Annotated in this window: 20 protein-coding genes; 8 read left to right on the forward strand and 12 right to left on the reverse strand. The window is 68.2% G+C overall.

The window, feature by feature from the left end:
- Positions 1-426 precede the first annotated feature (426 nt).
- From IU514_RS13895 to IU514_RS13910, 4 genes are all read right to left on the reverse strand, one after another.
- The gene (locus tag IU514_RS13895; RefSeq protein ID WP_194931728.1) at positions 427-1,044 is read right to left on the reverse strand and encodes a response regulator transcription factor; all 618 of its coding nucleotides are present in this window, start codon (positions 1,042-1,044) and stop codon (positions 427-429) included.
- Between the two features lie 71 nt (positions 1,045-1,115).
- Entirely contained in the window at positions 1,116-2,330 is a 1,215-nt protein-coding gene (locus IU514_RS13900; protein WP_194931729.1) for a sensor histidine kinase, read from the reverse strand.
- Between the two features lie 97 nt (positions 2,331-2,427).
- Positions 2,428-3,198 carry an ABC transporter permease gene (locus IU514_RS13905; RefSeq protein WP_194931730.1) on the reverse strand — a complete coding sequence of 257 codons (771 nt, stop codon included), beginning with the start codon at positions 3,196-3,198 and terminating at the stop codon, positions 2,428-2,430.
- Positions 3,198-4,121 carry an ABC transporter ATP-binding protein gene (locus tag IU514_RS13910; RefSeq protein WP_194931731.1) on the reverse strand — a complete coding sequence of 308 codons (924 nt, stop codon included), beginning with the start codon at positions 4,119-4,121 and terminating at the stop codon, positions 3,198-3,200. Before IU514_RS13910 ends, IU514_RS13905 begins: the two co-directional genes overlap by 1 nt.
- A 232-nt stretch (positions 4,122-4,353) precedes the next feature.
- Here IU514_RS13910 and IU514_RS13915 point away from each other — a divergent pair, with 232 nt between their 5' ends.
- The 4 genes from IU514_RS13915 (at position 4,354) to IU514_RS13930 (ending at position 9,006) form a co-directional block, all read left to right on the forward strand.
- Positions 4,354-5,613, forward strand: coding sequence for an efflux RND transporter periplasmic adaptor subunit (locus IU514_RS13915; RefSeq protein WP_194931732.1), 1,260 nt, complete (start codon positions 4,354-4,356; stop codon positions 5,611-5,613).
- A gap of 70 nt (positions 5,614-5,683) precedes the next feature.
- On the forward strand, positions 5,684-6,379 hold the full coding sequence (locus IU514_RS13920) for an ABC transporter ATP-binding protein (protein WP_194931733.1): 696 nt from the start codon (positions 5,684-5,686) through the stop codon (positions 6,377-6,379).
- A 139-nt stretch (positions 6,380-6,518) separates the two neighbouring features.
- Entirely contained in the window at positions 6,519-7,676 is a 1,158-nt protein-coding gene (locus IU514_RS13925) for an ABC transporter permease (protein WP_194931734.1), read from the forward strand.
- Between the two features lie 10 nt (positions 7,677-7,686).
- Entirely contained in the window at positions 7,687-9,006 is a 1,320-nt protein-coding gene (locus tag IU514_RS13930; RefSeq protein ID WP_194931735.1) for an ABC transporter permease, read from the forward strand.
- A gap of 76 nt (positions 9,007-9,082) precedes the next feature.
- On the opposite strand, the gene IU514_RS13935 is transcribed toward IU514_RS13930, so the two are convergent.
- Both IU514_RS13935 and IU514_RS13940 read right to left on the reverse strand, forming a co-directional pair.
- Positions 9,083-9,706, reverse strand: a complete 624-nt coding sequence (locus tag IU514_RS13935) for a nucleotidyltransferase family protein (protein WP_194931736.1) — start codon at positions 9,704-9,706, stop codon at positions 9,083-9,085.
- Positions 9,703-10,695, reverse strand: coding sequence for an XdhC family protein (locus IU514_RS13940; protein WP_194931737.1), 993 nt, complete (start codon positions 10,693-10,695; stop codon positions 9,703-9,705). Before IU514_RS13940 ends, IU514_RS13935 begins: the two co-directional genes overlap by 4 nt.
- A 136-nt stretch (positions 10,696-10,831) precedes the next feature.
- On the opposite strand from IU514_RS13940, the gene IU514_RS13945 reads away from it, so the two are divergent.
- The 3 genes from IU514_RS13945 to IU514_RS13955 all read left to right on the forward strand — a co-directional run bounded on the left by IU514_RS13945 (position 10,832) and on the right by IU514_RS13955 (position 14,164).
- Entirely contained in the window at positions 10,832-11,287 is a 456-nt protein-coding gene (locus tag IU514_RS13945; RefSeq protein ID WP_324187843.1) for a (2Fe-2S)-binding protein, read from the forward strand.
- Positions 11,288-11,349: 62 nt separating this feature from the next.
- A complete protein-coding gene (locus IU514_RS13950; RefSeq protein WP_194931739.1) occupies positions 11,350-13,548 on the forward strand; it encodes a xanthine dehydrogenase family protein molybdopterin-binding subunit in 2,199 nt (732 codons plus the stop codon).
- A gap of 10 nt (positions 13,549-13,558) precedes the next feature.
- Entirely contained in the window at positions 13,559-14,164 is a 606-nt protein-coding gene (locus IU514_RS13955) for a hypothetical protein (protein WP_228760730.1), read from the forward strand.
- A 64-nt stretch (positions 14,165-14,228) separates the two neighbouring features.
- On the opposite strand, the gene IU514_RS13960 is transcribed toward IU514_RS13955, so the two are convergent.
- The 3 genes from IU514_RS13960 to yedA are packed head-to-tail and all read right to left on the reverse strand — an operon-like array spanning position 14,229 to position 16,616.
- Positions 14,229-14,726 (reverse strand): DinB family protein, encoded by a 498-nt coding sequence (locus IU514_RS13960; RefSeq protein ID WP_194931740.1) that lies wholly within the window; start codon positions 14,724-14,726, stop codon positions 14,229-14,231.
- Positions 14,727-14,766: 40 nt separating this feature from the next.
- Positions 14,767-15,678 carry an EamA family transporter RarD gene (rarD, locus tag IU514_RS13965; RefSeq protein WP_324187844.1) on the reverse strand — a complete coding sequence of 304 codons (912 nt, stop codon included), beginning with the start codon at positions 15,676-15,678 and terminating at the stop codon, positions 14,767-14,769.
- Entirely contained in the window at positions 15,675-16,616 is a 942-nt protein-coding gene (gene yedA, locus IU514_RS13970; protein WP_194931741.1) for a drug/metabolite exporter YedA, read from the reverse strand. Before yedA ends, rarD begins: the two co-directional genes overlap by 4 nt.
- 150 nt (positions 16,617-16,766) lie before the next feature.
- Between yedA and IU514_RS13975 the strand changes: the two genes are divergently transcribed.
- Complete coding sequence (locus IU514_RS13975; protein WP_194931742.1) at positions 16,767-17,258, forward strand: Lrp/AsnC family transcriptional regulator; 492 nt, start codon at positions 16,767-16,769, stop codon at positions 17,256-17,258.
- 239 nt (positions 17,259-17,497) lie between these two features.
- Here IU514_RS13975 and IU514_RS13980 read toward each other — a convergent pair whose 3' ends face one another.
- The 3 genes from IU514_RS13980 to lipA form a co-directional block, all read right to left on the reverse strand.
- The gene (locus tag IU514_RS13980) at positions 17,498-18,328 is read right to left on the reverse strand and encodes a methylated-DNA--[protein]-cysteine S-methyltransferase (RefSeq protein ID WP_194931743.1); all 831 of its coding nucleotides are present in this window, start codon (positions 18,326-18,328) and stop codon (positions 17,498-17,500) included.
- 85 nt (positions 18,329-18,413) lie between these two features.
- A complete protein-coding gene (locus IU514_RS13985) occupies positions 18,414-20,594 on the reverse strand; it encodes a carboxy terminal-processing peptidase (RefSeq protein WP_194931744.1) in 2,181 nt (726 codons plus the stop codon).
- Between the two features lie 264 nt (positions 20,595-20,858).
- A complete protein-coding gene (gene lipA / locus IU514_RS13990) occupies positions 20,859-21,875 on the reverse strand; it encodes a lipoyl synthase (protein WP_194931745.1) in 1,017 nt (338 codons plus the stop codon).
- Positions 21,876-21,902: the final 27 nt, after the last annotated feature.

The raw sequence follows: 21,902 nt of genomic DNA on the forward strand, positions 1-21,902 counted from the left end.
GGTCGTTACCTTGCCAAGGTAGCGACCCGGCGTCCGCCCGCCTCGTGCGGATCGTGGGTCCGTTGCCGAGCCCGCTTCAGGTGGCTCCGGGGCGCGTGGCTTTGGGCCTCAAGGCTTTCCGAGCTCCGTCGTTGGCCGATGGAGCCCGGAACGCGGAGCAGATAGTCACACTTACGGAGCTATGGAGCCCCGACGTTGGAGCAAAAAGCTCCGGCGCCGGAGCAAATAGCGTCACCGTCGGAGTGCTTGAACTCCGCCACTGGACAAAAAAGCACCACGCGCCGGGCAGATTGCTCCACGCGTGGAGCTCAGTCGCCCCGGCGTCGGAGCTCGGACAGCCGCGACTGGAGCGCAGAGCCGCATCGCGAGCGGAGCCGGCGGTTGCGTGACGCTTGCCGGCCACTCGTGCGCTCGCGCGCAGCGCGACTACAGCCAGCCCTTCTGCCGCGCCAGCCGATACGCCTCGATGCGGTTGCCGACGCCGAGCTTGCCGATCGATTCGGACAGGTAGTTGCGCACCGTCCCTTGCGAGAGATTCAGCTGCGCTGCGATCTCGCCGGCAGTCATGCCTTCGCCGGCCAGTCGCAATACCTGCCGCTCGCGGTCGTTGAGCGGATCGGCCTCGCCCCAGGCATCGAGCGCGAGTTGCGGATCGATCGCGCGGCCGCCGCGATGCACCTGGCGGATCGCCTCGGCCAACTGCTCCGCCGGCGCGTCTTTGAGCAGGTAGCCGCAGGCGCCCGCGTCGAGTGCGCGGCGCAGGAAGCCGGCGCGCGCGAACGTGGTGACGATGATGACCCGCGTCTTCAAGCCCTGACGCTGGATGCGCTGGGCCAGCTCCAGGCCGCTCAGGCCGGGCATCTCGATGTCGGTGACCAGCACGTCGGGCGCGCGGCCCTCGTTGGCGAGGCGCTGCAGTTCGCGCCATGCGATCTCGCCGTCGGCGGCCGCGCCGAGCACCTCGATGTCGGACTCGAGCTTGAGCAGCGCCGACAGCGCGCCCAGCACCATCGCCTGGTCTTCAGCCAGCAACACCCCGATCATCGCGCCCGCATCCCGTCCCATGTCGTGCGCACGTTATCACCGCCGGCCGCACTTCCCTCGGCCGCGGAGGATCAGGCGGCCGCTGGAGGCAAGGTCATGCGCGGCGTCGCCTCGTCCTGATCGCCCGGCTGCGACTGGTTGCGCAGCGGCAGGTGGGCGTGGATGCAGGTGCCGCGGCCCGGCGTGGAGTCGACGCGCAGGCGGCCGCCGAGCGCCTCGATGCGTTCGCGCATGCCGCAAAGGCCGTTGCCGGGCGAGATCGCACCGCCGCGTCCGTCGTCCTCCACGCGCAGCACGACTTCGTCGACGTCGCTGAGCAGTTGCGCCTGCGCGTGTCTTGCGCGGGCATGGCGCTCGATGTTGGTCACCGCCTCGCGCAGCGTCATCGCCAGCACCGTTTCCACCTCTGGCGGCAGCACGACCGGCGCCAGCTCGTAGCGGAAGTCGACGCCGCCGGTTTCCAGCAGCAGGCGCGCGGAGGCGAGCTCGGCGGCCAGTCCGGCGGCGCGGATGCCGGTGACGGCGCTGCGAACCTGGGTCAGCGCGTCTCGCGCGACGCGGGTCACTTCGTTCAGCTCGCGCCGCGCCGCCTGCGGGTCGCGGTCGATCAGCTTGCCGGCCAGCTCCGACTTCAACGCCACCAGCGACAGCGTGTGGCCGAGCAGGTCGTGCAGGTCGCGGCCGATGCGCTCGCGCTCGGCCAGCGCGGCCAGGCGCCGGATCTCATCGTGCGAGAGCTGCAGCTCGGCGCGCTTGCGTCGGTTCTCGATGAAGTGGTGGTTGCCGAAGAACACGGCCACCGCGACGATCGTGGTCACCAGGAACACGAACAACGGGTAGCGCAGCAGCACGATCTCGAGCAGCAGCCCGGCGAGGATCGCCGACAGCCACCCGATCCGCTTCCACAGCGCCCCTCCGCACGTCGCCGCGAATCCAGCGGCGTAGATCAGGTAGGTGTTGGCGAAGACGTTCGACGGCAGCATCGCGTAGCCGATCGCGGCGATCGCGAGCATGCAGGCGATTGCCTTGATGCCGTTGTAGCGGTAACCGGCGAAGTAGATCGGCAGGAACACCGCGATCGAGATCAGCGTCGGCCACAGCGGCGCCATCGGAATGCCGCTTCGATTCGTCTCGCCGAACCAGGCGAGCACGGCCGGCAGGAACAGGAACACCAGGTAGCCCAGCAGGAAGATCGGCGTCCAGCCGAGGCCGCGCGATTCGGGAATCAGGCGTCCCCGCCAACGCAGCAGCGTTGGCATGATCGTCGTTCTGATCGATCGCAGCATGGCGCTGCCTCCGTGTGTATCGCGCGTCGTCATGACTCTAGCTCCCCAGTTCTCGGTGGGAAAGTTCTCGGTGGGAAAGTTCTCGGCGGGAAAGGTCTCAGCGCGAAAGGCGGCGGCGCGCCAGCAGGAAGAACACGACCGTGATGCCCGCCAGCACCGCCAGGTGCATCACGACGGGCCTGCCGGCGTCGTGCCCGACCACCTTCAGCGCAAGCTGGCCCAGGTGCCAGGCCGGCCACACCACCGCTATCTTGGCGAACACCGGCGGCAGCATCTTCAGCGGCATCCACAGCCCCGACAGGAACGTCATCGGCAGGTACACGATGTTGACCACCGCGGGCGCGCCGTTGCCGCCGACCAGGCTGCCGATGTACAGACCCATCGCGCAGAACGGCAGCGCGCCGGCCACGTCGACCACGAGCAGCGTCGCCCACTGCCACGGCTGCAGCTCCACGCCGGCCAGCGTGAAGGCCAGCACCGCCAGCAACGTGGAGATGATCGCCGAGAACAGCATCGCCATCGCCATCTTCGCCAGCAGGTACGCGCCGGGCGGCATCGGCAGCACGCGCTTGAGCACGAGGTATCCGTTCTGGCGCTCGATCGCGACAGTGACGCCGAAGCCGAACAGCGCCGCGCCCATCACGCCGAACACGCCATAGGTGGCGAGCAGGTACTGCGCCGCGGCGACACCGCCGCGCGAGCCGGCCATCAGCACGCCGAACAGCACGTAGAACAGCGTCGGGAACAGCAGCGTCGGCACCGAGAACATCGGCGTGCGCAGCAGGCGCAGGAACTCGTACTTCGCCTCCAGCCAGTAGCTGCGCAGCGGGGTGCGCGATGCGGGCAGGGTCATGTCGATGGTGTTCATCACGCGGCCTCCTTGATGTCGTCGTGCTTGATTGAGTCGCGGGTCAGTTCCAGGAATGCTTCGGCCAGGCCGGCACGCTGCACTTCCAGTTCGGCCAGCTCGGCGTCCTCGGCCAGCAAACGGCGCACCACCGGCTCGGCCGCGTCCGCGATCACTTCCAGGCGCTCGCCATCGCGACGGGCGTCGAGCACGTGCGGCCAGGCGGATACCCATTCCGCCGGCAATGCGCTGGTGCAGCGGATGCGGCGCTGTCCGACGTGCGCGCGGATCTCGTGGACGCTGCCTTCGGCGACGATGCGGCCGCGGTTGAGCACGGCGACGCGATCGGCCAGCGCTTCGGCCTCTTCCAGGTAGTGCGTGGTCAGCAGCACGCCGCAACCTTCGGCGACGAGTTCGCGGATCGCGCGCCACAACGTCTGGCGCGCCTCGATGTCCATGCCGGTCGTGGGCTCGTCGAGGAACAGCAGCTGCGGGCGTCCGCACAGCGCCAGCGCGAACTGCACGCGACGCTGCTGGCCGCCGGACAGCTTCGTGTAACGCCGCGGCAACAGTCCGTCGAGCCCGGCCAATGCCACGCAATCGGCAACACTGCGCGGGTTGGGGTAGTAGCTGCGGGTCAGGTCGAGCAGCTCGGACACCTTCAGCGTGTCCGGTATGCCCGCGCTCTGCAGCATCACGCCGACCCGGCGCCGCGCCTGCAGCTCGTGCGGCGGCTCGCCGAACAGGGACGCCGCACCCGCGTCTGGCGACTCCAGACCGAGCAGCAGGCCAATCGCCGTGCTTTTGCCCGCGCCATTGGGGCCAAGCAGGGCCAGCATCTCGCCGCCGCGCACCTTGAGGTCGACACCGGCCAGCGCCTCGACCGCGCCGTAGTGCTTGCGCACCCGGTCCAGCCGCGCCAGTACTGCATGTTCACTGCCCATCGCATCGCTCCATACCGGGGATGCGGCCATCTTCGGCAAGTGCGTTGGCCGGATGCAGTAGCAGGCATCAGGCGCTTCACATGACAGGCATCAGGTGACCGGGCGCAGCGGGATGACATACGCTTCGCACTGGCCGCCCGACCGGGCCGGACATTACGAAGTGACTTCCGGCCCCTATCGCCGTGCTTCGCGGCGTGGTCACACTTTCCCCCCTGCCACCGACTGATCGTTGATGAACAACTCTGCCGACCTGCTCAAGGAACTTCGCATCGATCGCAAGGCACCGCCGGAACCGCCCTCGCGGCGCGGGCTGTGGATCGGGCTCGGCGTCGCCGGCGCCGTGCTGCTGCTGGGCGTGGCCGGCTGGGCGCTGTTCGGCCGCAACAGCGCGCCGGAAGTGCGCACCGCCACCGCGACGGCGATCGGCAACACCGGTTCCAGCGCGTCCGTGCTGGATGCGACCGGCTATGTGGTGGCGCGGCGCATGGCGACGGTGTCGGCCAAGATCACCGGCAAGGTGCGCGAGGTGATGATCGAGGAAGGCCAGAAGGTCGAGGCCGGCCAGGTCATGGCGACGCTGGACCCCATCGACGCCGATGCCGAGCGCAATCTCGCCACCTCGCAGGCCGGCGCGGCACGCAGCCAGGTCGAAAGCGTGCGCGCGCAGCTGGCCGAGGCAGAGGCCAACACCCGCCGCCTGTCCACGCTCGTGAACCAGCAGCTGGTGTCGAAGGCGCAGTACGACGAAGCCATCGCCGCACGCGACTCGTTGCGTGCCGAACTGATCACCGCGCAGCGCAATGCGGGCGTCGCCGGCGACCGTCTGCGCATTGCCGACCTCGGCGTCGACAACACGATCGTGCGCGCGCCGTTTGCCGGCGTGGTCACCGCCAAGGCCGCGCAGCCGGGCGAAATCGTTTCTCCGCTGGCGACCGGCGGCTTCACCCGCACCGGCATCGGCACCATCGTCGACATGGACTCGCTGGAGATCGAAGTCGAGGTCGGCGAGGCCTTCATCGGCCGCGTGCAGCCGAAGATGCCGGTCGAAGCGACGCTCAACGCGTACCAGGACTGGAAGATCCCGGCCGAAGTGATCGCGATCATCCCGGCCGCCGACCGCGGCAAGGCCACGGTCAAGGTGCGCATCGCGCTGAAGGTGAAGGATCCGCGCATCGTGCCCGATATGGGCGTGCGCGTGAGCTTCCTGGAAGCCGCGCGCGCCGAAGCACCGAAGCAGCAGCCGGGCGTGCTGGTGCCGGCCGCGGCGATCGCATCGCGCGGCAACGACCAGGTCGCCTTCGTCGTCAGCGACGAGAAGGTGCAGCAGCGCAAGGTCAGCGTTGGCCGCAGCCTCGGCGAGGACCGCGAGGTCACGCAGGGTCTCTCGGCCGGTGACACGGTGGTGCTGGACGCTCCCGACAAGCTCGCCGACGGCGACCGCGTGCGCGTGGCGGCGGAAGGCGAAGGCGCTTCCGGCACCGACAACGAGTAAGGCGTCGGCCGCCCGACGAAATGAATTAGCAAGCAGCAGTCTCCCCCTCTACCCTTTCGAGGAAGTGCAGATGTCTACGCTGGTTTCGATCCGCAATCTCAGGAAGACCTACCAACGCGGCCCGGAGAAGGTGGAGGTGCTGCACAGCATCGACCTGGACATCCCGAAGGGCGATTTCGTGGCATTGATGGGCCCGTCCGGCTCCGGCAAGACCACGCTGCTCAACCTGATCGGCGGCCTCGACACGCCCACCGGCGGCGAGATCGAGATCGACGGCCAGCGCATCGACACGATGCGCCCCGGCCAGCTGTCGCAGTGGCGCAGCCACAACGTCGGCTTCGTGTTCCAGTTCTACAACCTGATGCCGACGCTCAACGCACAGAAGAACGTCGAGCTTCCGCTGCTGCTGACAAAGTTGTCGGCGGCGCAGCGCAAGCGCAATGCCGAGATCGCGCTGCAGCTGGTCGGCCTGGCCGATCGCGGCAAGCACCGCCCGAACGAGCTCTCCGGCGGCCAGCAGCAGCGCGTGGCGATCGCCCGCGCGATCGTCTCCGATCCGACGCTGCTGATCTGCGACGAGCCCACCGGCGACCTCGACCGCCAGTCCGCCGAGGAGATCCTGGCGCTGCTGCAGTCGCTCAACCGCGAGCACGGCAAGACGATCCTGATGGTCACCCACGACCCGAAGGCCGCCGACCACGCGCAGCGCACGATCCATCTCGACAAGGGCACGCTGGTCGAGCGCGAGCTGGCCGTCCAGCACTGAGATCTGTCCCCTCCCCCGCGTGCGGGGGAGGGTCAGGGTGGGGGCGACGAGCCATGCTGTCGGAGCCTGCCCTCATCCGCCCTTCGGGCACCTTCTCCCGCCAGCGGGAGAAGGGACAAACATTCGAGGAAGCAGATATATGAAATACCTGCACCTGATCTGGGCCGCGCTGTTCCGCAGCAAGACCCGCACGTTCCTGACGCTGCTGTCGGTCGTCACCGCGTTCCTGCTGTTCGGCATGCTCGACTCGGTGCGCGTGGCGTTCAACTCCAGCGCCAACGTGTCCGGCTACAACCGCCTGATCGTCACGTCGAAACTGTCGATCACGTCGTCCCTGCCCTACCGGCTCAACTCGCAGATCGAGAGCGTGCCGGGCGTGAAGAAAGCCTCGTACGCCACCTGGTTCGGCGGCATCTACCAGGATCCGAAGAACTTCTTCCCCAACTTCGCGGTCGGCCCGGGCTACATCGAGCTGTATCCGGAGTACGTGATCTCGCCCGAGCAGCTCAAGGCGTTCTACGCGACGCAGGACGGCGCCATCGTCGGCGAGGCGCTGGCCAAGCAGCACGGCTGGAAGCTCGGCGACACGATCCCGCTGCAGGCGACGATCTTCCCGACCAAGGGCAGCAACAACTGGAACTTCAAGCTGGTCGGCATCTTCCACATGAACGACAACAAGCGGAAGGGCGAAGAAAAGCAGCTGATGTTCAACTGGAAGTACTTCGACGAGGCCAACGACTACATCAAGGGCCAGGTGCACTGGTACGTGGTCGACGTGGCCAACGCCAGCCAGTCGAACCAGGTGGCGCAGGCCATCGACAAGCTGTCCGACAACTCCGACCACGAGACCAAGACGCAGACCGAGCAGGCCTTCAACCAGGCCTTCTTCAAGCAGATCGGCGACATCGGCCTGATCGTCACCTCGATCATGGCGGCAGTGTTCTTCACGCTGCTGCTGCTGACCGGCAACACGATGGCGCAGGCAGTGCGCGAGCGCATCCCGGAACTGGCGGTGCTCAAGACGATCGGCTTCTCCAACCGCAGCGTGCTGTGGCTGGTGCTGGTCGAGGCGATCGCGCTGGTCGCGCTGGGTGGCCTGATCGGGCTGGCGATCGCGGCGGCGATGATGCCGGCGATCAGCAGCGCCAGCCGCGGCCTGATCCAGCTGCCGCACATGCCGGCCGCGACCTGGGGCCTGGGTATCGGCCTGATGATCCTGTTCGGCGTCGTCGTCGGGCTGCTGCCCGCGTTGCGCGCCATGCGCCTGAACATCGTCGACGCCCTGGCCGGGCGCTGAGGAGAGAACCATGAAATTCCTGACCAATGCAGGGATCGTGTTGTTGCTGGCGCTGGGCCTGGTCGCCTGGATCATGGCGCCGTGGCCGGTCGTGCTGGGCCTGGCGGTGGCGCTGGTGCTGTGGCTGCTGCTGACCCGCTCCGGCCGGCTGGCGCTGGAGGCGGCGAAGATCGGCATCGCCAGCCTGCCGCAGCGCTGGGGTGCGTCGAGCGTGATCGTGGTCGGCATCGCCGGCGTGGTCGGCGTGCTGGTGGCGATGCTGGCGATGGGCGCGGGCTTCGAAGCCACGCTCAAGCAGACCGGCAACGACAGCACCGCGATCATCCTGCGCGGCGGTTCGCAGGCCGAGACCAACTCGGTGATCCTGCGCGACCAGGTGCCGTTGATCAGCAGTCTGGCCGGCATCGCCCGCAGCGCCGACGGCCGTGCCGCGGTGTCGCCGGAGTTGTCGCAGGTGGTGAACATGGTGACCCGCGCCGACCACACCGACGCCAACGCGCAGTTGCGCGGCGTCGGCGATGCGGCGTGGGCACTGCGCCCGCAGGTGAAGATCGTCGAAGGCCGCAAGTTCAATCCCGGCATGCGCGAGCTGATCATCGGCCAGGGCGCGAAGCGGCAGTATGTGGATCAGCAGTTCCACGACCTCAAGCCCGGCACGCAGCTCGAGCTGGCCAACCAGATCTGGACGGTGGTCGGCATCTTCGCCTCGGGCGACTCGCACGATTCGGAACTGTGGGCCGACGCCGAAACGCTGGCCTCCACCTATCGCCGCCAGTCCTACCAGTCGGTGACGGTGAAGCTGGACGGCAAGGACGGCTTCCAGAAACTGAAGGCCTCGATGGCCGCCGATCCGCGCCTGAAGCTCGACGTCGACACCACGCAGCACTACTACGCCAAACAATCGGAAGGCCTGAGCAAGTTCCTGAAGATCCTGGGCACGGTGATCGGCGGGATCATGGCGGTGGGCGCGGTGTTCGGCGCGCTCAACACGATGTACGCCGCCGTCGCCGGCCGCGCGCGCGAGATCGCGACGATGCGTGCGATCGGCTTCCGTGGCCTGCCGGTCGTGATGGCGGTGATGCTGGAGACGATGCTGCTGGCATTGCTGGGCGGCCTGCTCGGCGGCCTGGTCGCATGGCTGGTGTTCAACAACTACAGCGTGTCGACGCTGGGCAACAACTTCAGCCAGGTGATGTTCCAGTTCAAGGTCTCGCCAGACCTGCTGTGGACCGGTCTGAAGTGGGCGCTCGGCATTGGCCTGATCGGTGGACTGTTCCCGGCCCTGCGCGCGGCGCGATTGCCGGTCACCGACGCGTTGCGCGCCGCCTGAGGCACGCCCTGCGCCAGCACGCAGCAACGGCAGCGCCAGCCTTCGGGCTGGCGCTGTTGCTTTCAGGGTTGGCGCGCTAATCCGCCGTCACTGCATCCAGCCAGCCGGCCGCCACCGCACCGGCTTCATCGCGTGCGGTGTCGATATCGAGTTGCAACTCCGGTGCATCGAGGCACCACAACTGCTCCGCGGGCAGCTGCGCCAGCCAGGAGCCGAAGCCGCGGTCGCCCTGCAGTTCCTGCGCACGCCGCAGCATCGTCGCTGAAATCACCGCCGGTACTCCGCGATGACCGTCGTGGCGGGTAGCCGCGCATCCCGACGTGCTTGCGGCCGCGCCTCGCAGCAGCGAGCGAAGGTGATCGATGGTCAGCGCAGGCTGATCGCAGGCAAGCACCAGCACCGGGCCGAGATGATTCGCCAACGCATTGGCGGCGAGGCGAAGACTGGAGGCGAGTCCATCGCGCCAGCGATCGTTGAAGACCTCCTGCATCGGCAGGCCCTGGCACGCCCCGACGACGCCGTCGCGATTCGCACCCGACACCAGCAGCAGTTGCCGGGGATGCGTTTCATGGGCCAGCCGCAGTGCGCGGTGCACCAGCGTTTCACCGTCGCGCGTCAACAACTGCTTGGGACGGCCGAGGCGCGTGCTGCCTCCGGCTGCCAGCACTACCGTCGCGTGCGCATTCGCGGGCTGCGTCATCGCTTGTTCCGATGGCTGTGCAGTTGCGCGACGATGCTCAAGGCGATGGCCTCCGCGCCCTGCCCGCCCAGATCGAGACCGACCGGCGAGCGCAGCCGTGATTGCAGCGATGCTTGCTCGGCATCGCTGAGCACGCGGAACAGGTCCTCGCGCCGCCGCGCCGGTCCGAGCAGGCCGATGTACTCGATGGCGGTGCTCGCCAGCGCCGACAACGCTTCGCGGTCTAGCTCGAAATTGTGGTGCATCACCAGCGCCGCGTCGAAACGCGCCGTTGCGGGGATCGCAGCCTGCGGCGCGAGCTCGACGACGGTGTCTGCACAGGCGGCCGCCTCGCGCCAGCGCTCGCGACGCTCCACCAGCGTGGTGATCCAGCCGAGACGCCGCAGCCACGGCACCAGCACCGGTGTTTCGGGACCAGCCCCGAACACCAGCACCGACGGCGGCGACGGCCACGTCACTCGCCACTGCGCTTGCGCATCCGCGTGTTCTTGCGGCGCGGCCGGCAGCGTCCATCGCCATGTGGCGTCGTCGACACGACACGACACGCTGCCATCGCTGGCGATGTGCAGGTCCAGACCGTGCGCGGACATTCGCCAGGCCGCGATGGGTTCGTGCCAGCCCGGCAACTCCGACAGCGACAGCAGCGCGAGGCGCAGACGCCCGCGGCAGCCCACCGCCGAACCGGAGAACAGGTCCTCGTCGTCGCGCGTGTCGATATCGAGCCATTCGATCCGGCGCTGAGCAGCGGCGAGCATGGCGCGCCGTGCGATCTCCGGCTCCAGGCAGCCGCCGCTGAGCCAGCCGACCTGGCCGCCATCGGTGAACAGGGCAACGCCGCCGGGACGCACATAGGTCGAGCCCTCGGTGTCGACGACCACCACGAGCACCGCACTGGCATCGTGGCGAGACGCGGCCGACGCCTCGAGGACGCCGCGCAGCCCGCCGGCCGGCGCCAGCGCGGTGTGCGAAACGGCAGGCAAGGAGTCCATGCGATCCCTTAGGCAGCCCGGACACCCTGAGTCTAAGCCCGGGCCGTCGCCGCGGCCTACACACCCCGGCCTACACACAGCATGGGTAGGCAGGGGAGTAGGCTTTTTTCATTCCGGGTCTGGAGGAGGTGCGGCCGTGAAACTGCACGTCAATGGCACCGAGCACGAGGTCGCGGCCACACCCGACATGCCGCTGCTCTGGGCCCTGCGCGACCTGATGGGACTCACCGGCACCAAGTTCGGCTGCGGCATCGCCCAATGCGGCGCCTGCACGGTGCATGTCGATGGCTCGCCACGGCGCGCCTGCGTCACGCCGGTGGAGGCCGTCGCGGGCAAGAAGATCACCACCATCGAGGGCCTGTCCAAGGACGGCAGCCATCCGGTGCAGCGCGCGTGGGCCGAGCTCGACGTGGTCCAGTGCGGCTACTGCCAGTCCGGACAGATCATGTCGGCCGCGGCGCTGCTGGCGAAGGTGCCTGCGCCCAGCGACACCGACATCGACCAGGCGCTGTCCGGCAACATCTGCCGCTGCGGCACCTATCCGCGCATCCGCGCCGCCGTGCATCGCGCGGCTGAGCTGACAAAGACCTGATCCAACGTCCTGATTCAATCCCGCCGCGCGAATGCGCGGCACGTCGTGCAACGGAGGTGTCCGTGAACGCCGTGATGCAACCTTCCCGACGCCGTTTCCTCCAGGTGTCCGCGCTCGCGGGCGGCGGCCTGGTGCTCGGCTTCATGATCCCGGGCGCAAGCCGCTTCGCGCTCGCCGATCCAACCGCCGCGGCCACGACGGGGTTCGTGCCCAATGCCTTCCTGCGCGTCGGCAACGACGACAGCGTGACCGTGCTGATCAGCCATTCCGAGATGGGCCAGGGCGTGTGGACCGCGTTGTCGATGCTGATCGCGGAGGAACTCGACGCCGACTGGTCGAAGATCCGCGTCGAGCACGCACCGGCCGCACAGGCGTATGCGCACACCGTGTTCGGCATGCAGATGACCGGTGGCTCGACCTCGACGTGGTCGGAGTTCGACCGTTATCGCCGTGCCGGTGCCGCCGCGCGCTCGATGCTGATGCAGGCCGCCGCGCAGCGTTTCAACGTGCCGCTGGAACAGGTGCGCACCGAGAACGGCGAAGTGATCGCCGGCGACCAGCGCGTGCGCTTTGGCGCGCTCGCCGACGACGCCGGCAAGCTGAAGGCACCCGATCCTGCTTCGCTTGCGCTGAAGGACCCGAAGGACTGGAAGTTCATCGGCAAGCCGACGCGTCGGCTCGACACACCGGAGAAGATCAGCGGCCAAGCCAAGTTCGGCATGGACGTGCAGTTCCCCGGCCTGATGACCGCGGTGGTCGCGCGCGCACCCGTGTTCGGCGGCAAGGTGAAATCGTTCGACGCGGCCGCGGCGAAGGCCGTGCCCGGCGTGCGCAATGTCGTGCAGGTGCCGACAGGCGTGGCGGTGATCGCGGATCACTACTGGGCTGCCAAGCTCGGGCGCGACGCGCTGAAGGTCGATTGGGACCCCGGCGATTTCGCCAGTACCGGCAGCGAACAACTTCGCACGCAACTCGCGCAGCTGGCGACGACGCCCGGTGCCAAGGTCGTCGAGGCGGGCGATGCGGCCGGCGCGCTCGCCAAGGCAGCCAAGCCGTTCGACGCGGTGTATGCGGTGCCTTACCTCGCGCATGCGCCGATGGAACCGCTCAACTGCACGGTCAAGATCGGACCGGACAGTTGCGAGATCTGGACCGGCACGCAGTTCCAGACCGTCGACCAGGGCGTCGCGGCGAAGATCACCGGGCTCAAGCCCGAGCAGGTGCAGATCCACACGATGTTCCTCGGCGGTGGTTTCGGCCGACGCGCGACGCCGACGTCCGACTTCGTCAGCGAAGCGGTGCAGGTCGCCAAGGCGGCGGGGGTACCGGTGAAAACGGTGTGGTCGCGCGAGGACGACGTGCGCGGCGGCTACTACCGTCCGGCTTACGTGCACGACGTCCGCATCGGCACCGATTCACAGGGCATGCCAGTGGCATGGCAACACGGCATCGCCGGGCAATCCATCCTCGCCGGCACGCCGTTCGAGGCTGCATTGGTGAAAGGTGGCATCGACGCGACCTCGGTCGAGGGCGTGTCGGATTCGCCGTATCTCAAGGAGATCGCCAACCATCGCGTCGGCCTGCATTCGCCGAAGACGCCGATCCCGGTGCTGTGGTGGCGCTCGGTCGGCCACAGCCACACCGCGTTCGTGATGGAAAGCATCATCGACGAGCTGGCCCACGCCGCAGGCAAGGACCCGGTCGAGTACCGACGCGCGTTGCTGAAGAACCACCCGCGCCATCTCGGCGTGCTCAACCTCGCTGTCGACAAGGCCGGTTGGTCTACGCCGCTGGCACAAGGCCGCGGGCGCGGCGTGGCCGTGCACGAATCGTTCGGCAGCTGGGTAGCCCAGGTGGCGGAAGTATCGGTCGACGACACTCCCACCGGACCGGCCGTGCGTGTGCATCGCGTGGTGTGCGCGGTCGACTGCGGCATCGCGATCAATCCGGAGACGATCCGCGCGCAGATCGAGTCGGCGGTCGCGTTCGGCCTCGGCGCAGTGCTGCACAGCCGCCTCAGTTTCAAGGACGGCCAGGTGGAGCAGTCGAACTACCACGACTACCAGGTGCTGCGGCTCCACGAGATGCCGAAGGTCGAGGTGCATATCCTGCCGAGCACGGAGAAGCCCGGCGGCATCGGCGAGACTGGCGTACCGCCGGTCGCACCCGCGGTGGCGAACGCGGTGTTCGCGCTGACGGGCCAACGACTGCGCGAACTGCCGTTGCACCTGGCGCCGCAATCCGCTCCCGCACAGGCCTGAGGAGACCATCATGTCCCGCATCGCCGAAGCGATCGTCTCTGCGCCCGGTCTGCGCATGTGCGTGGGCACGGCTTTCGTGTTCGTGCTTGCGGCATGCGGCCAGCGCGCGAGCCCGGAGCAGGAGAAGGCCGCCATCGCCGCGTTCGCGACGGTGGAGAAGGTGTTCCAGCATCCGCGCTGCAGCAATTGCCACATCCCCGGCGACCAGCCGCTGCAGTTCGACCATCAGAGCCCGCACGCGATGGGCGTGGTGCGCGGCCCCGACGGACACGGTGCACCCGGCCTGCCCTGCTCGGCCTGCCATGGCGAGAAGAACCTGCCGGCGAGCTACGGGCCGAACGCGCCTCCGGGCGCGCCGCACTGGGGGCTGCCGCCGCCGGACCACAGGATGGCGTGGATTGGACTGCCCGCCGCGCAGCTGTGCGGGATGATCAAGGACAAGAAGCGCAATGGAAACCGCGACTTCGCCGCACTGGTCAAGCACGTCTCCGAAGACAAACTGGTGTTGTGGGGCTGGGATCCGGGCGGAACGCGCGCGCCGGTGCCGGTGCCGCACGATCAGTTCGTCGCCGCGTTCAAGACCTGGGCGGACGCCGGGGGTCCTTGCCCTGGGTGAGCACGTAACCAAGCCGCCCTCACCCCAACCCCTCTCCCGCTTGCGGGAGAGGGGCTCAGCAACTTCAACGCGCGCGAGTCGCCTCGATCTTGCCGAGCAGCCATTGCAGGCCGGCCAGGTGCTGCTGGTCATGGCTGCACAGGTAATGCGCGAGGCTGCGCAGCGTGACCGTGCCGTAGCCTTCGAACTCCGCCGTGCGCAGCAGCTCATCGGGTGTCAACGCAGTCAGCATCACGATCGTGCGTGCGCGGGCGTCGCGGAAGGCCATCATCACTTCCGCGGCATCGGCATGCGTGTAGTCGCGCTCGACCGCCAGCGCGCCGCTGTCGATGGACAGCAGCAGCGGATGCTCCTCGTGCAGCGTGCGGCGGATGCGCGACTGGTAGCCCTCGGTCTCGAGGTCGCGCACGTGGCAGAGCTGCTCGATCGCAGTGAACGGCTCGCTCGGCACGCCATGCCAGCTCGGCGGCGCCCAGCGCCTGAAGTCCGCCGGGATGGCAGCGAAGTGCGCCTCCAGCTGCAGCGGAAACAGGGCCAGCGCGTTGAGGGTGGTCTGGTTCATCGCGACCTTACTGACGGTGGGGGAACCCGTGCCGGTGCGCTCAGGTCGTCGCCAGTGCGGCCTGACGTCGTGAACGCCACAGGCCATCGCTGGCGAAGATCGCCAACGCGACCCAGATGAAACCAAAGCCTACCGCACGATCGTGGTCGAACGCTTCGTTGAAGAAGAGTACGCCGAGCAGGAACTGCAGTGTGGGGGCGATGTACTGCATCAACCCCACCACCGACAGGGGCACCCGTCGGACCGCGAAGGCGAAGCCGATCAGCGGCAGGGCCGTCAGCGCGCCGGCGATCACCAGCAGGACATCGATGCCCACGCCCCAGCCGCCCGACAGGAAGCCACCGCTGCCGTGGGTCTCGCCCCACAGCAGCACCGCCAGCGCGGGCAGGAACAGATACACGCTCTCCACGCCCAGGCCGCTGACCGCATCGATCGCGACCAGTTTGCGGATCAGTCCATAAAGGCCGAACGACAGCGCCAGGCCGATCGCGATCCACGGCGGCTGGCCGAGCTGCCAGGTCAGCCAGGCCACGCCCAGCGTTGCCAGCGCCACCGACAGCCATTGCACGCGGTTGAGCCGCTCGTGCAGGAACGCCACGCCCAGCACGACGCTGATCAGCGGGTTGATGAAATACCCCAGGCTGCTCTCGACCACGTGGCCGGCGTTCACCGCCCATATGTAGAGACCCCAGTTGAACGCGATCAGCAGCCCGGAGAGTGCCAGCATCCACGCCGCGCGCGGCCGCGCCAGCGCCGCCTGCAACCAGCCGCGACCCTGCTTCCACAGCAGCCACGCCGACACGAGCAGTGCGCTCCAGACGATGCGGTGCACGACGATCTGCAGCGACGGCACCACCTTGAGCAGGTGCCAGTAGAGCGGCATCAGGCCCCACAGCACGAACGAGGCGATCGCGACCCACAGGCCCGTGCGGGCCTCCGTTGCATTGCTCACGCCGCCGGCTCGCTCGAAGCGGCCGGCACCGCGGGCTTGCTGCCGGCGCGCGCCTTCGCCAGCGTGATGATGACCACGCCGAGCAGGATCACCGCCATCGCGCCGAGGTCGTGCGCGGTGAAGCGCTCATTGGCAAGCAGCGCGCCGAACAGCACCGCGATCGGCGGGTTCACGTACGCATAGCTGGTCGCCAGCGCGGGACGCACGTGGTGCAGCAGCCAGATGTAGGCGGTGAAGCCGAAGATCGAACCGGCGACGACCAGGTACAGCATCGCCGTGGTCGCGCCCATCGTCGGCATCGTGGTGATGCGTTCGCCGTGCAGTCCGGCCGCCAGCAGCATCCACACGCTGCCGGTCAGCATCTGCCCGGCCGCCGACATGAAGGGCTGCGGCAGATCCTGGTCGCGGCTCCAGATCGAGCCCCAGGCCCAGGCCAGCGGCGCGATCACCAGGCACACCAGGCCCAGCAGCGACGACGACAGCTCGCCGCCGGCGTTGAGCCAGAGCACGCCGAGGAATCCGATCACCAGGCCGACCCATTCGATCTTCGAAGGATGACGGCCGCGAAGCATCGCGAACACGCCGGCGAACAGCGGCATCGATGCCACGGCGATCGCCGCCAGGCCGGAACCGACCTGGGTCTCGGCCAGGTTCACCAGTCCGTTGGACAGCAGCACCATCCAGATCGACAGCACCCACAGCGTGCGCCATTGCTTGCCGGTCGGCGCCGTGACCCCGCGCCAGCGCAGCACCGCGTACATCAGCGCGCCGGCCAGGAACATGCGGATCGCACCGAGCAGGAACGGCGGATAGCTTTCCAGCGCGAAGCGGATCGCCAGGTAGGTCGAGCCCCAGAGGATGTAGACCGAGGCCAGGGCAAAGGCGACGGCGAGTCCGCCGGGAACGGCCCGTGCGGCGGTGGGAACGGCAGTACTCATGCGGCTTCCAGTGGGGGGTGGATTCGCGGCTGCTGGGCTCCGGTCGGAGGCACGCGGCTGCGGTGCCTGCAGCATCCGGATCCCGTACAGCGTAGCCGCAGGACCCGACACGGGGTTGATAAATCGTGCGCGTTAACGCAAGAATTTTGCATGGCCACGCCCGTTTCACTCGATGAATTCGACCACCGCCTGCTCGATCTCCTGCAGCGCGATGCGGATGCCACGCTGACCGCGCTCGGCGAAGCGGTCGGCCTGTCGGCCAGCGCGGTGCAACGCCGCATCACGCGTTACCGCAAGAGCGGACTGCTGCGGCAGGTCGCGGTGCTCGATCCGGCCGTGCTCGGCGGCATTACGCTGGCCACCGTGCTGGTGGCGATGGAGCGCGAGTCGGCCAAGCACCACGCGGCCTTCCACGCGCGCATGCGCGCCGCACCGGAAGTGCAGCAGTGCTACACGCTCGCCGGGGAATGGGACTACCTCGTCATCCTGGTGACCACCGGCGTGGCGCATGTCCGCGAAGTCGCCGACCGCCTGTTCGGCAGCGACGACAACCTCAAGCGTTACGAGACGCGCGTCGTATTCGAGCCGATCAAGCTCGGCCTGACGCTGCCGACGCGGCCGCCGGTGCGGCGCAAGCGGTAGCCCTTCACTCGCGGCGAGGCTCGCACCCGCGCCGCTCGCTCTTTCGAGCCCCTCTCCCGTTTGCGGGAGAGGGGTTGGGGTGAGGGCACGTAGCGCGACAAAGCAAAAGCACCCTCATCCGCCCTTCGGGCACCTTCTCCCGCAAGCGGGAGAAGGGAAGCGCTTGAGTCGCTTGCTCTTCACGCGATCACCGCAGTCACCGCAGTCAACGCAGTCACCGCAGTCACCGCAGTCAGAACCTACGCCGCCTGCTCGCGCTCCAGCACGCGCTGCTTCATCGGCAGGCCCCAGCGGTAACCGCCGAGCGAACCGTCGCTGCGCACCACGCGATGACACGGCACGACGATCGCGACGCGGTTGTGCGCGCAGGCGCTGGCCACCGCGCGCGCGCCCTGCGGTGCGCCGAGTTCGGCGGCGAGCTGCGAATAGCTGCGGGTTTCGCCGCGCGGGATTTTCATCAGCGCATCCCAGACGCGCTTCTGGAACGCGGTACCGATCAGGTCGACTGGCACGCTGACCTGCTTGCCGCCCAACGCTTCGGCAACCGCGCGCAGGCGCGGCGCGAGGAAATCGTCACGCCCGGCGTCCACGCGATCGAGCGAGGCCTTCGGGAACTCCTCACGCAGTTTCGCTTCCAGCACTTCGGCGTCGTCGCCCAGTTCGATCATGCACACGCCACGCTCCGTCGCTGCCACCAGCGCCTGGCCCAGCGCGGTCGTGGCGATGCTCCAGCGGATCTGTTCGCCCTCGCCGCCGGCGCGGTAGCGCGCGGGCGTCATGCCGAGCCTGGCCGCGCCGCCTTCATAGACGCGCGACGGCGAACCGTAGCCGGCTTCGTACAGCGCTGCACTGACGTCGTTGCCTTCGCGCAGCGCCGAGCGCAGCGTGCCGAGCTTGCGCTGGGCGAGGTACTGCGCCGGGCTCAGGCCGAAGCGGGCGGTGAACCGGCGCTGCAGGTGCGAGGCGCTCAGGCCGGTCGATGCGGCCAGTTCGGGCAGGGTCGGCTCGCCGGCATCGAGCAGCTGGCGTGCGTGGTCGAGCTTGTCGCGGATGGCACGGGCAGTGTTCATGGCCCCAAGCGTAGCGGGCGCCCGAAGGCGCCCGCTATCCGATCCTTGTTGTCGTTTCCCAGGCCGCGCCTGGGAAATCCCAACCTCAGTCGGCCCAATGGCCCGGTTGGACGGCCGTCGGCAGCACCTGCGCCGACAGCTGGCGGTCGCTGTCGAGCAGTCGCACCGCGTCGGCCAGGATCGACGCCGACTCGCGCAGCAGCGGGTCGGGACGGTTCTCAGCCAGCTTCTCGCGGGCGGCGTCCTTGGCGATGTCGCGCTCGTTGGCGGCCAGGCCGTCGTCGATGTCGTCATCGGCCAGCGGATCCAGCTCCAGTCCCAGCGCCTTGCGATCGGCCTGGCGCTGCTTGCGCTTGGCGTCCTCGGTGTCGCGCTCGACGCGGCGCTCGTTCTCGTTGAGCGAGATCGACTTCTTGGCTCGTTCGGCACGGAACTGGGCGACGTCGTCAGACCACCACTGGAATTCCTTGTCATTGGCGACGCGCGCCGAGTGCAGCGTTTCCAGCTTCGGCAGCAGCGGCGCGAAGTTGCCATAGCTCGTGTGCGGCACGGCCGCGATGCGGGTCCACGGCAGCGCGTTGTCGTAGGTGCTCTCGCCGAACTCGCTGGCGTCGACCGACGCCGGGAACGAGAGGTCCGGCACCACGCCCTTGTTCTGCGTGGAGCCGCCGCTGACGCGGAAGAACTGCGCGATGGTCAGCTTGACCTGGCCGAAGCGCGGCTCTTCGTTGGCGGGCCAGCGGTCGAGGTCGACCAGGTTCTGCACGGTGCCCTTGCCGAAGCTGGTCTCGCCGATGACGAGGCCGCGGCCGTAGTCCTGGATCGCGCCAGCGAAGATTTCCGAGGCCGATGCCGAACCGCGGTTGATCAGCACCGCGAGCGGGCCTTCCCACGCGATGCCGCTGTCGGTGTCACCTTCCACGGCGACGCGGCCACCGGACTCGCGCACCTGCACGACCGGGCCACGGTCGATGAACAGACCGGTGAGTTCGATCGCCTCGTTCAACGAACCGCCGCCGTTGTTGCGCAGGTCGAGCACGACGCCGTCGACCTTCTGCGCGCTGAGCTGCGTCAGCAGCCGGGCGACGTCACGCGTGGCCGAGGCATAGTCGTCGGCGTTCTTCCGGCGGCCTTCGAAGTCCTGGTAGAAGCCCGGCAGCTCGATCACGCCGATGCGCTTGGCCGGCGCGCCGTTACCGGCCGGAATCGCCAGCACCTTCGACTTGGCGGCCTGCTCTTCGAGCTTGATCTTGTCGCGGGTCAGCACGATGCGGTTGGGCTTGCTGTCGATGCCGGCTTCGACCGGGATCACGTCGAGCCGCACCTTCGTGCCCTTGGTGCCGCGGATCTTGGCGACAACGTCGTCGATGCGCCAGCCGATCACGTCTTCCATCGCGCCGCTTTCGCCCTGGCCGACGCCGACGATGCGGTCGCCCGGCTTGAGCTTGTTGCTGCGCGAAGCCGGGCCACCCGGGATGATCTCGCGGATCGCAACGACGTCGTCCTGCTTCTGCAGCTGCGCGCCGATGCCTTCCAGCGACAGCGACATCGACTGGTTGAAGTTCTCCGCCGCGCGCGGCGTGAAGTAGTCGGTGTGCGGATCGATCGCGTTGGCGTACGCGTTGACGAACGCCTGGAACACGTCCTCGCCCTTCAGTTCGGCGAAGCCCTTGCCCATGTTGTTGTAGCGCTTGTCGAGCGTCTTGCGGATCTCGTCGGGCTTCTTGCCGGCGAGCTTCAGGCGCAGCCAGTCGTTACGGACCGACTGCTTCCACAGCGTGTCGAGCGCGGCGTTGTCGGCCGCCCACGGCGCGTCCTCGCGGTCGTACTCGTAACGGTCGGTGCCGTTGAAATCGAAGATGTCCTGGTTGAGCAGCGCGCGCGCGAACTTCACGCGCTCGTTGGCGCGCTGCTGGAACGTCGCGAAGACCGCATAGGCCGGATCGAGCTTGCCGCTCTTGATCGCGTCGTCCAGCTTGTCCTTGTAGGGATCGAAGCGGGCGATGTCCTGCGCGGTGAAGAACTGCTTCGCGGGATCGAGCGATTCCAGGTAGCGCTTGTACATGTCCTGCGAGAGGGCATCGTCGAGCGCACGCGGACGGTAGGCGTAACGGCTGTCGGACAGCAGGCCGTATACCAGCTTCGCGGCGGTGGCCTGGTCGGCCGTCGGCGCGTTCGGAATCGCGATGCTGCCGCCGTCAGCCCGGGCCAGCAGGGCCAGGGGCGCGGTGAGCAACAGGGCAAGCAGGGGAGTCTTGGCGTTCATCGCGTAGGCATCCGGCCGGTGACGGCCTGTTCTTCGTTCGTGGGATCGGGGACCAGCATGTGCCAAGCCTTCGACAGCCCCACAGTGCCGAAAGTTGCGGTCGCTGTCACCCGTTGCCGGCGGGAAATTGCGTGCCATTGGCCGCAGCCCGGCCGATTCAGCGCGCGCCGGGCGGCCAACGTTCAGTTTCGACGCGCAGAGCGTTAGTGCCGCGTTATTAGTGACGGCAAGCCGTGCATGGTCCGGCCGTGACCGCGTGTTGCGTCACGCGAGTTCGACGACGCCAGCTTCTATCGCCGAGCGGTCGGCGTGGTACGACGAGCGGACCAGCGGACCGGACGCGACGTGGGTGAATCCCAGCGACATGCCGTATTCCTCCAGCGCCTTGAACTCATCGGGCGTCCAGTAGCGCAGCACCGGATGATGGTGGGGCGACGGCTGCAGGTACTGGCCGATCGTGATCATGTCGACATCGTGCGCGCGCAGGTCGCGAAGCGTCGCCTGCACCTGCTCCATCGTCTCGCCGAGGCCGAGCATGATGCCGGACTTGGTGGCGACCGACGGATGCTGCGCCTTGAAGCGCTGCAGCAGCGTCAGCGACCACTGGTAGTCCGCACCCGGACGCACGTTGCGATACAGGTCCGGCACGGTCTCGACGTTGTGGTTGAACACGTCCGGCGGATTGGTCGCGAGGATTTCCAGCGCGCGGTCCATGCGGCCCTTGCCGCGGAAGTCCGGGGTCAGGACCTCGATGCGCGTGCGCGGGCTGTGCTCGCGGATCGCGGCGATGCAGTCGACGAAGTGCTGGGCACCGCCGTCGCGCAGGTCGTCGCGGTCGACGCTGGTCACCACGACGTACTTCAGGCCCATGTCGGCGACGGTGGTCGCCAGGTGGATCGGCTCGGACGGATCCGGCGGCTTCGGACGGCCGTGGGCGACGTCGCAGAAGCTGCAACGGCGCGTGCAGACCTCGCCGAGGATCATGAAGGTCGCGGTGCCGTGGCTGAAGCACTCGTGGATGTTCGGGCAGCTCGCCTCCTCGCACACGGTGACGAGGCGGTTCTCGCGCAGCTTGGCCTTGAGCTGCTGCACCGAGTTGCCCGACGGGATGCGCACGCGGATCCACGACGGTTTGCGCAGCACCGGCGCGTCGGCGAACTGCACCGGCGAACGGTTGATCTTGTCGCCCGCCAGCTGCTTCACACCGGGCTGCAGCGGAGCAGGCGCGGCGTCGCCGCTCACCACCGCGAGCGGAATGGTCTTGGGGGCGGACTCGGTCATGGTGTGTGGATCGCGGGCGTTACGTAT

The sequence above is a fragment of the Lysobacter niastensis genome (genome assembly GCF_015453285.1).
GTDB classification, from domain to species: Bacteria; Pseudomonadota; Gammaproteobacteria; order Xanthomonadales; family Xanthomonadaceae; genus Lysobacter_J; species Lysobacter_J niastensis.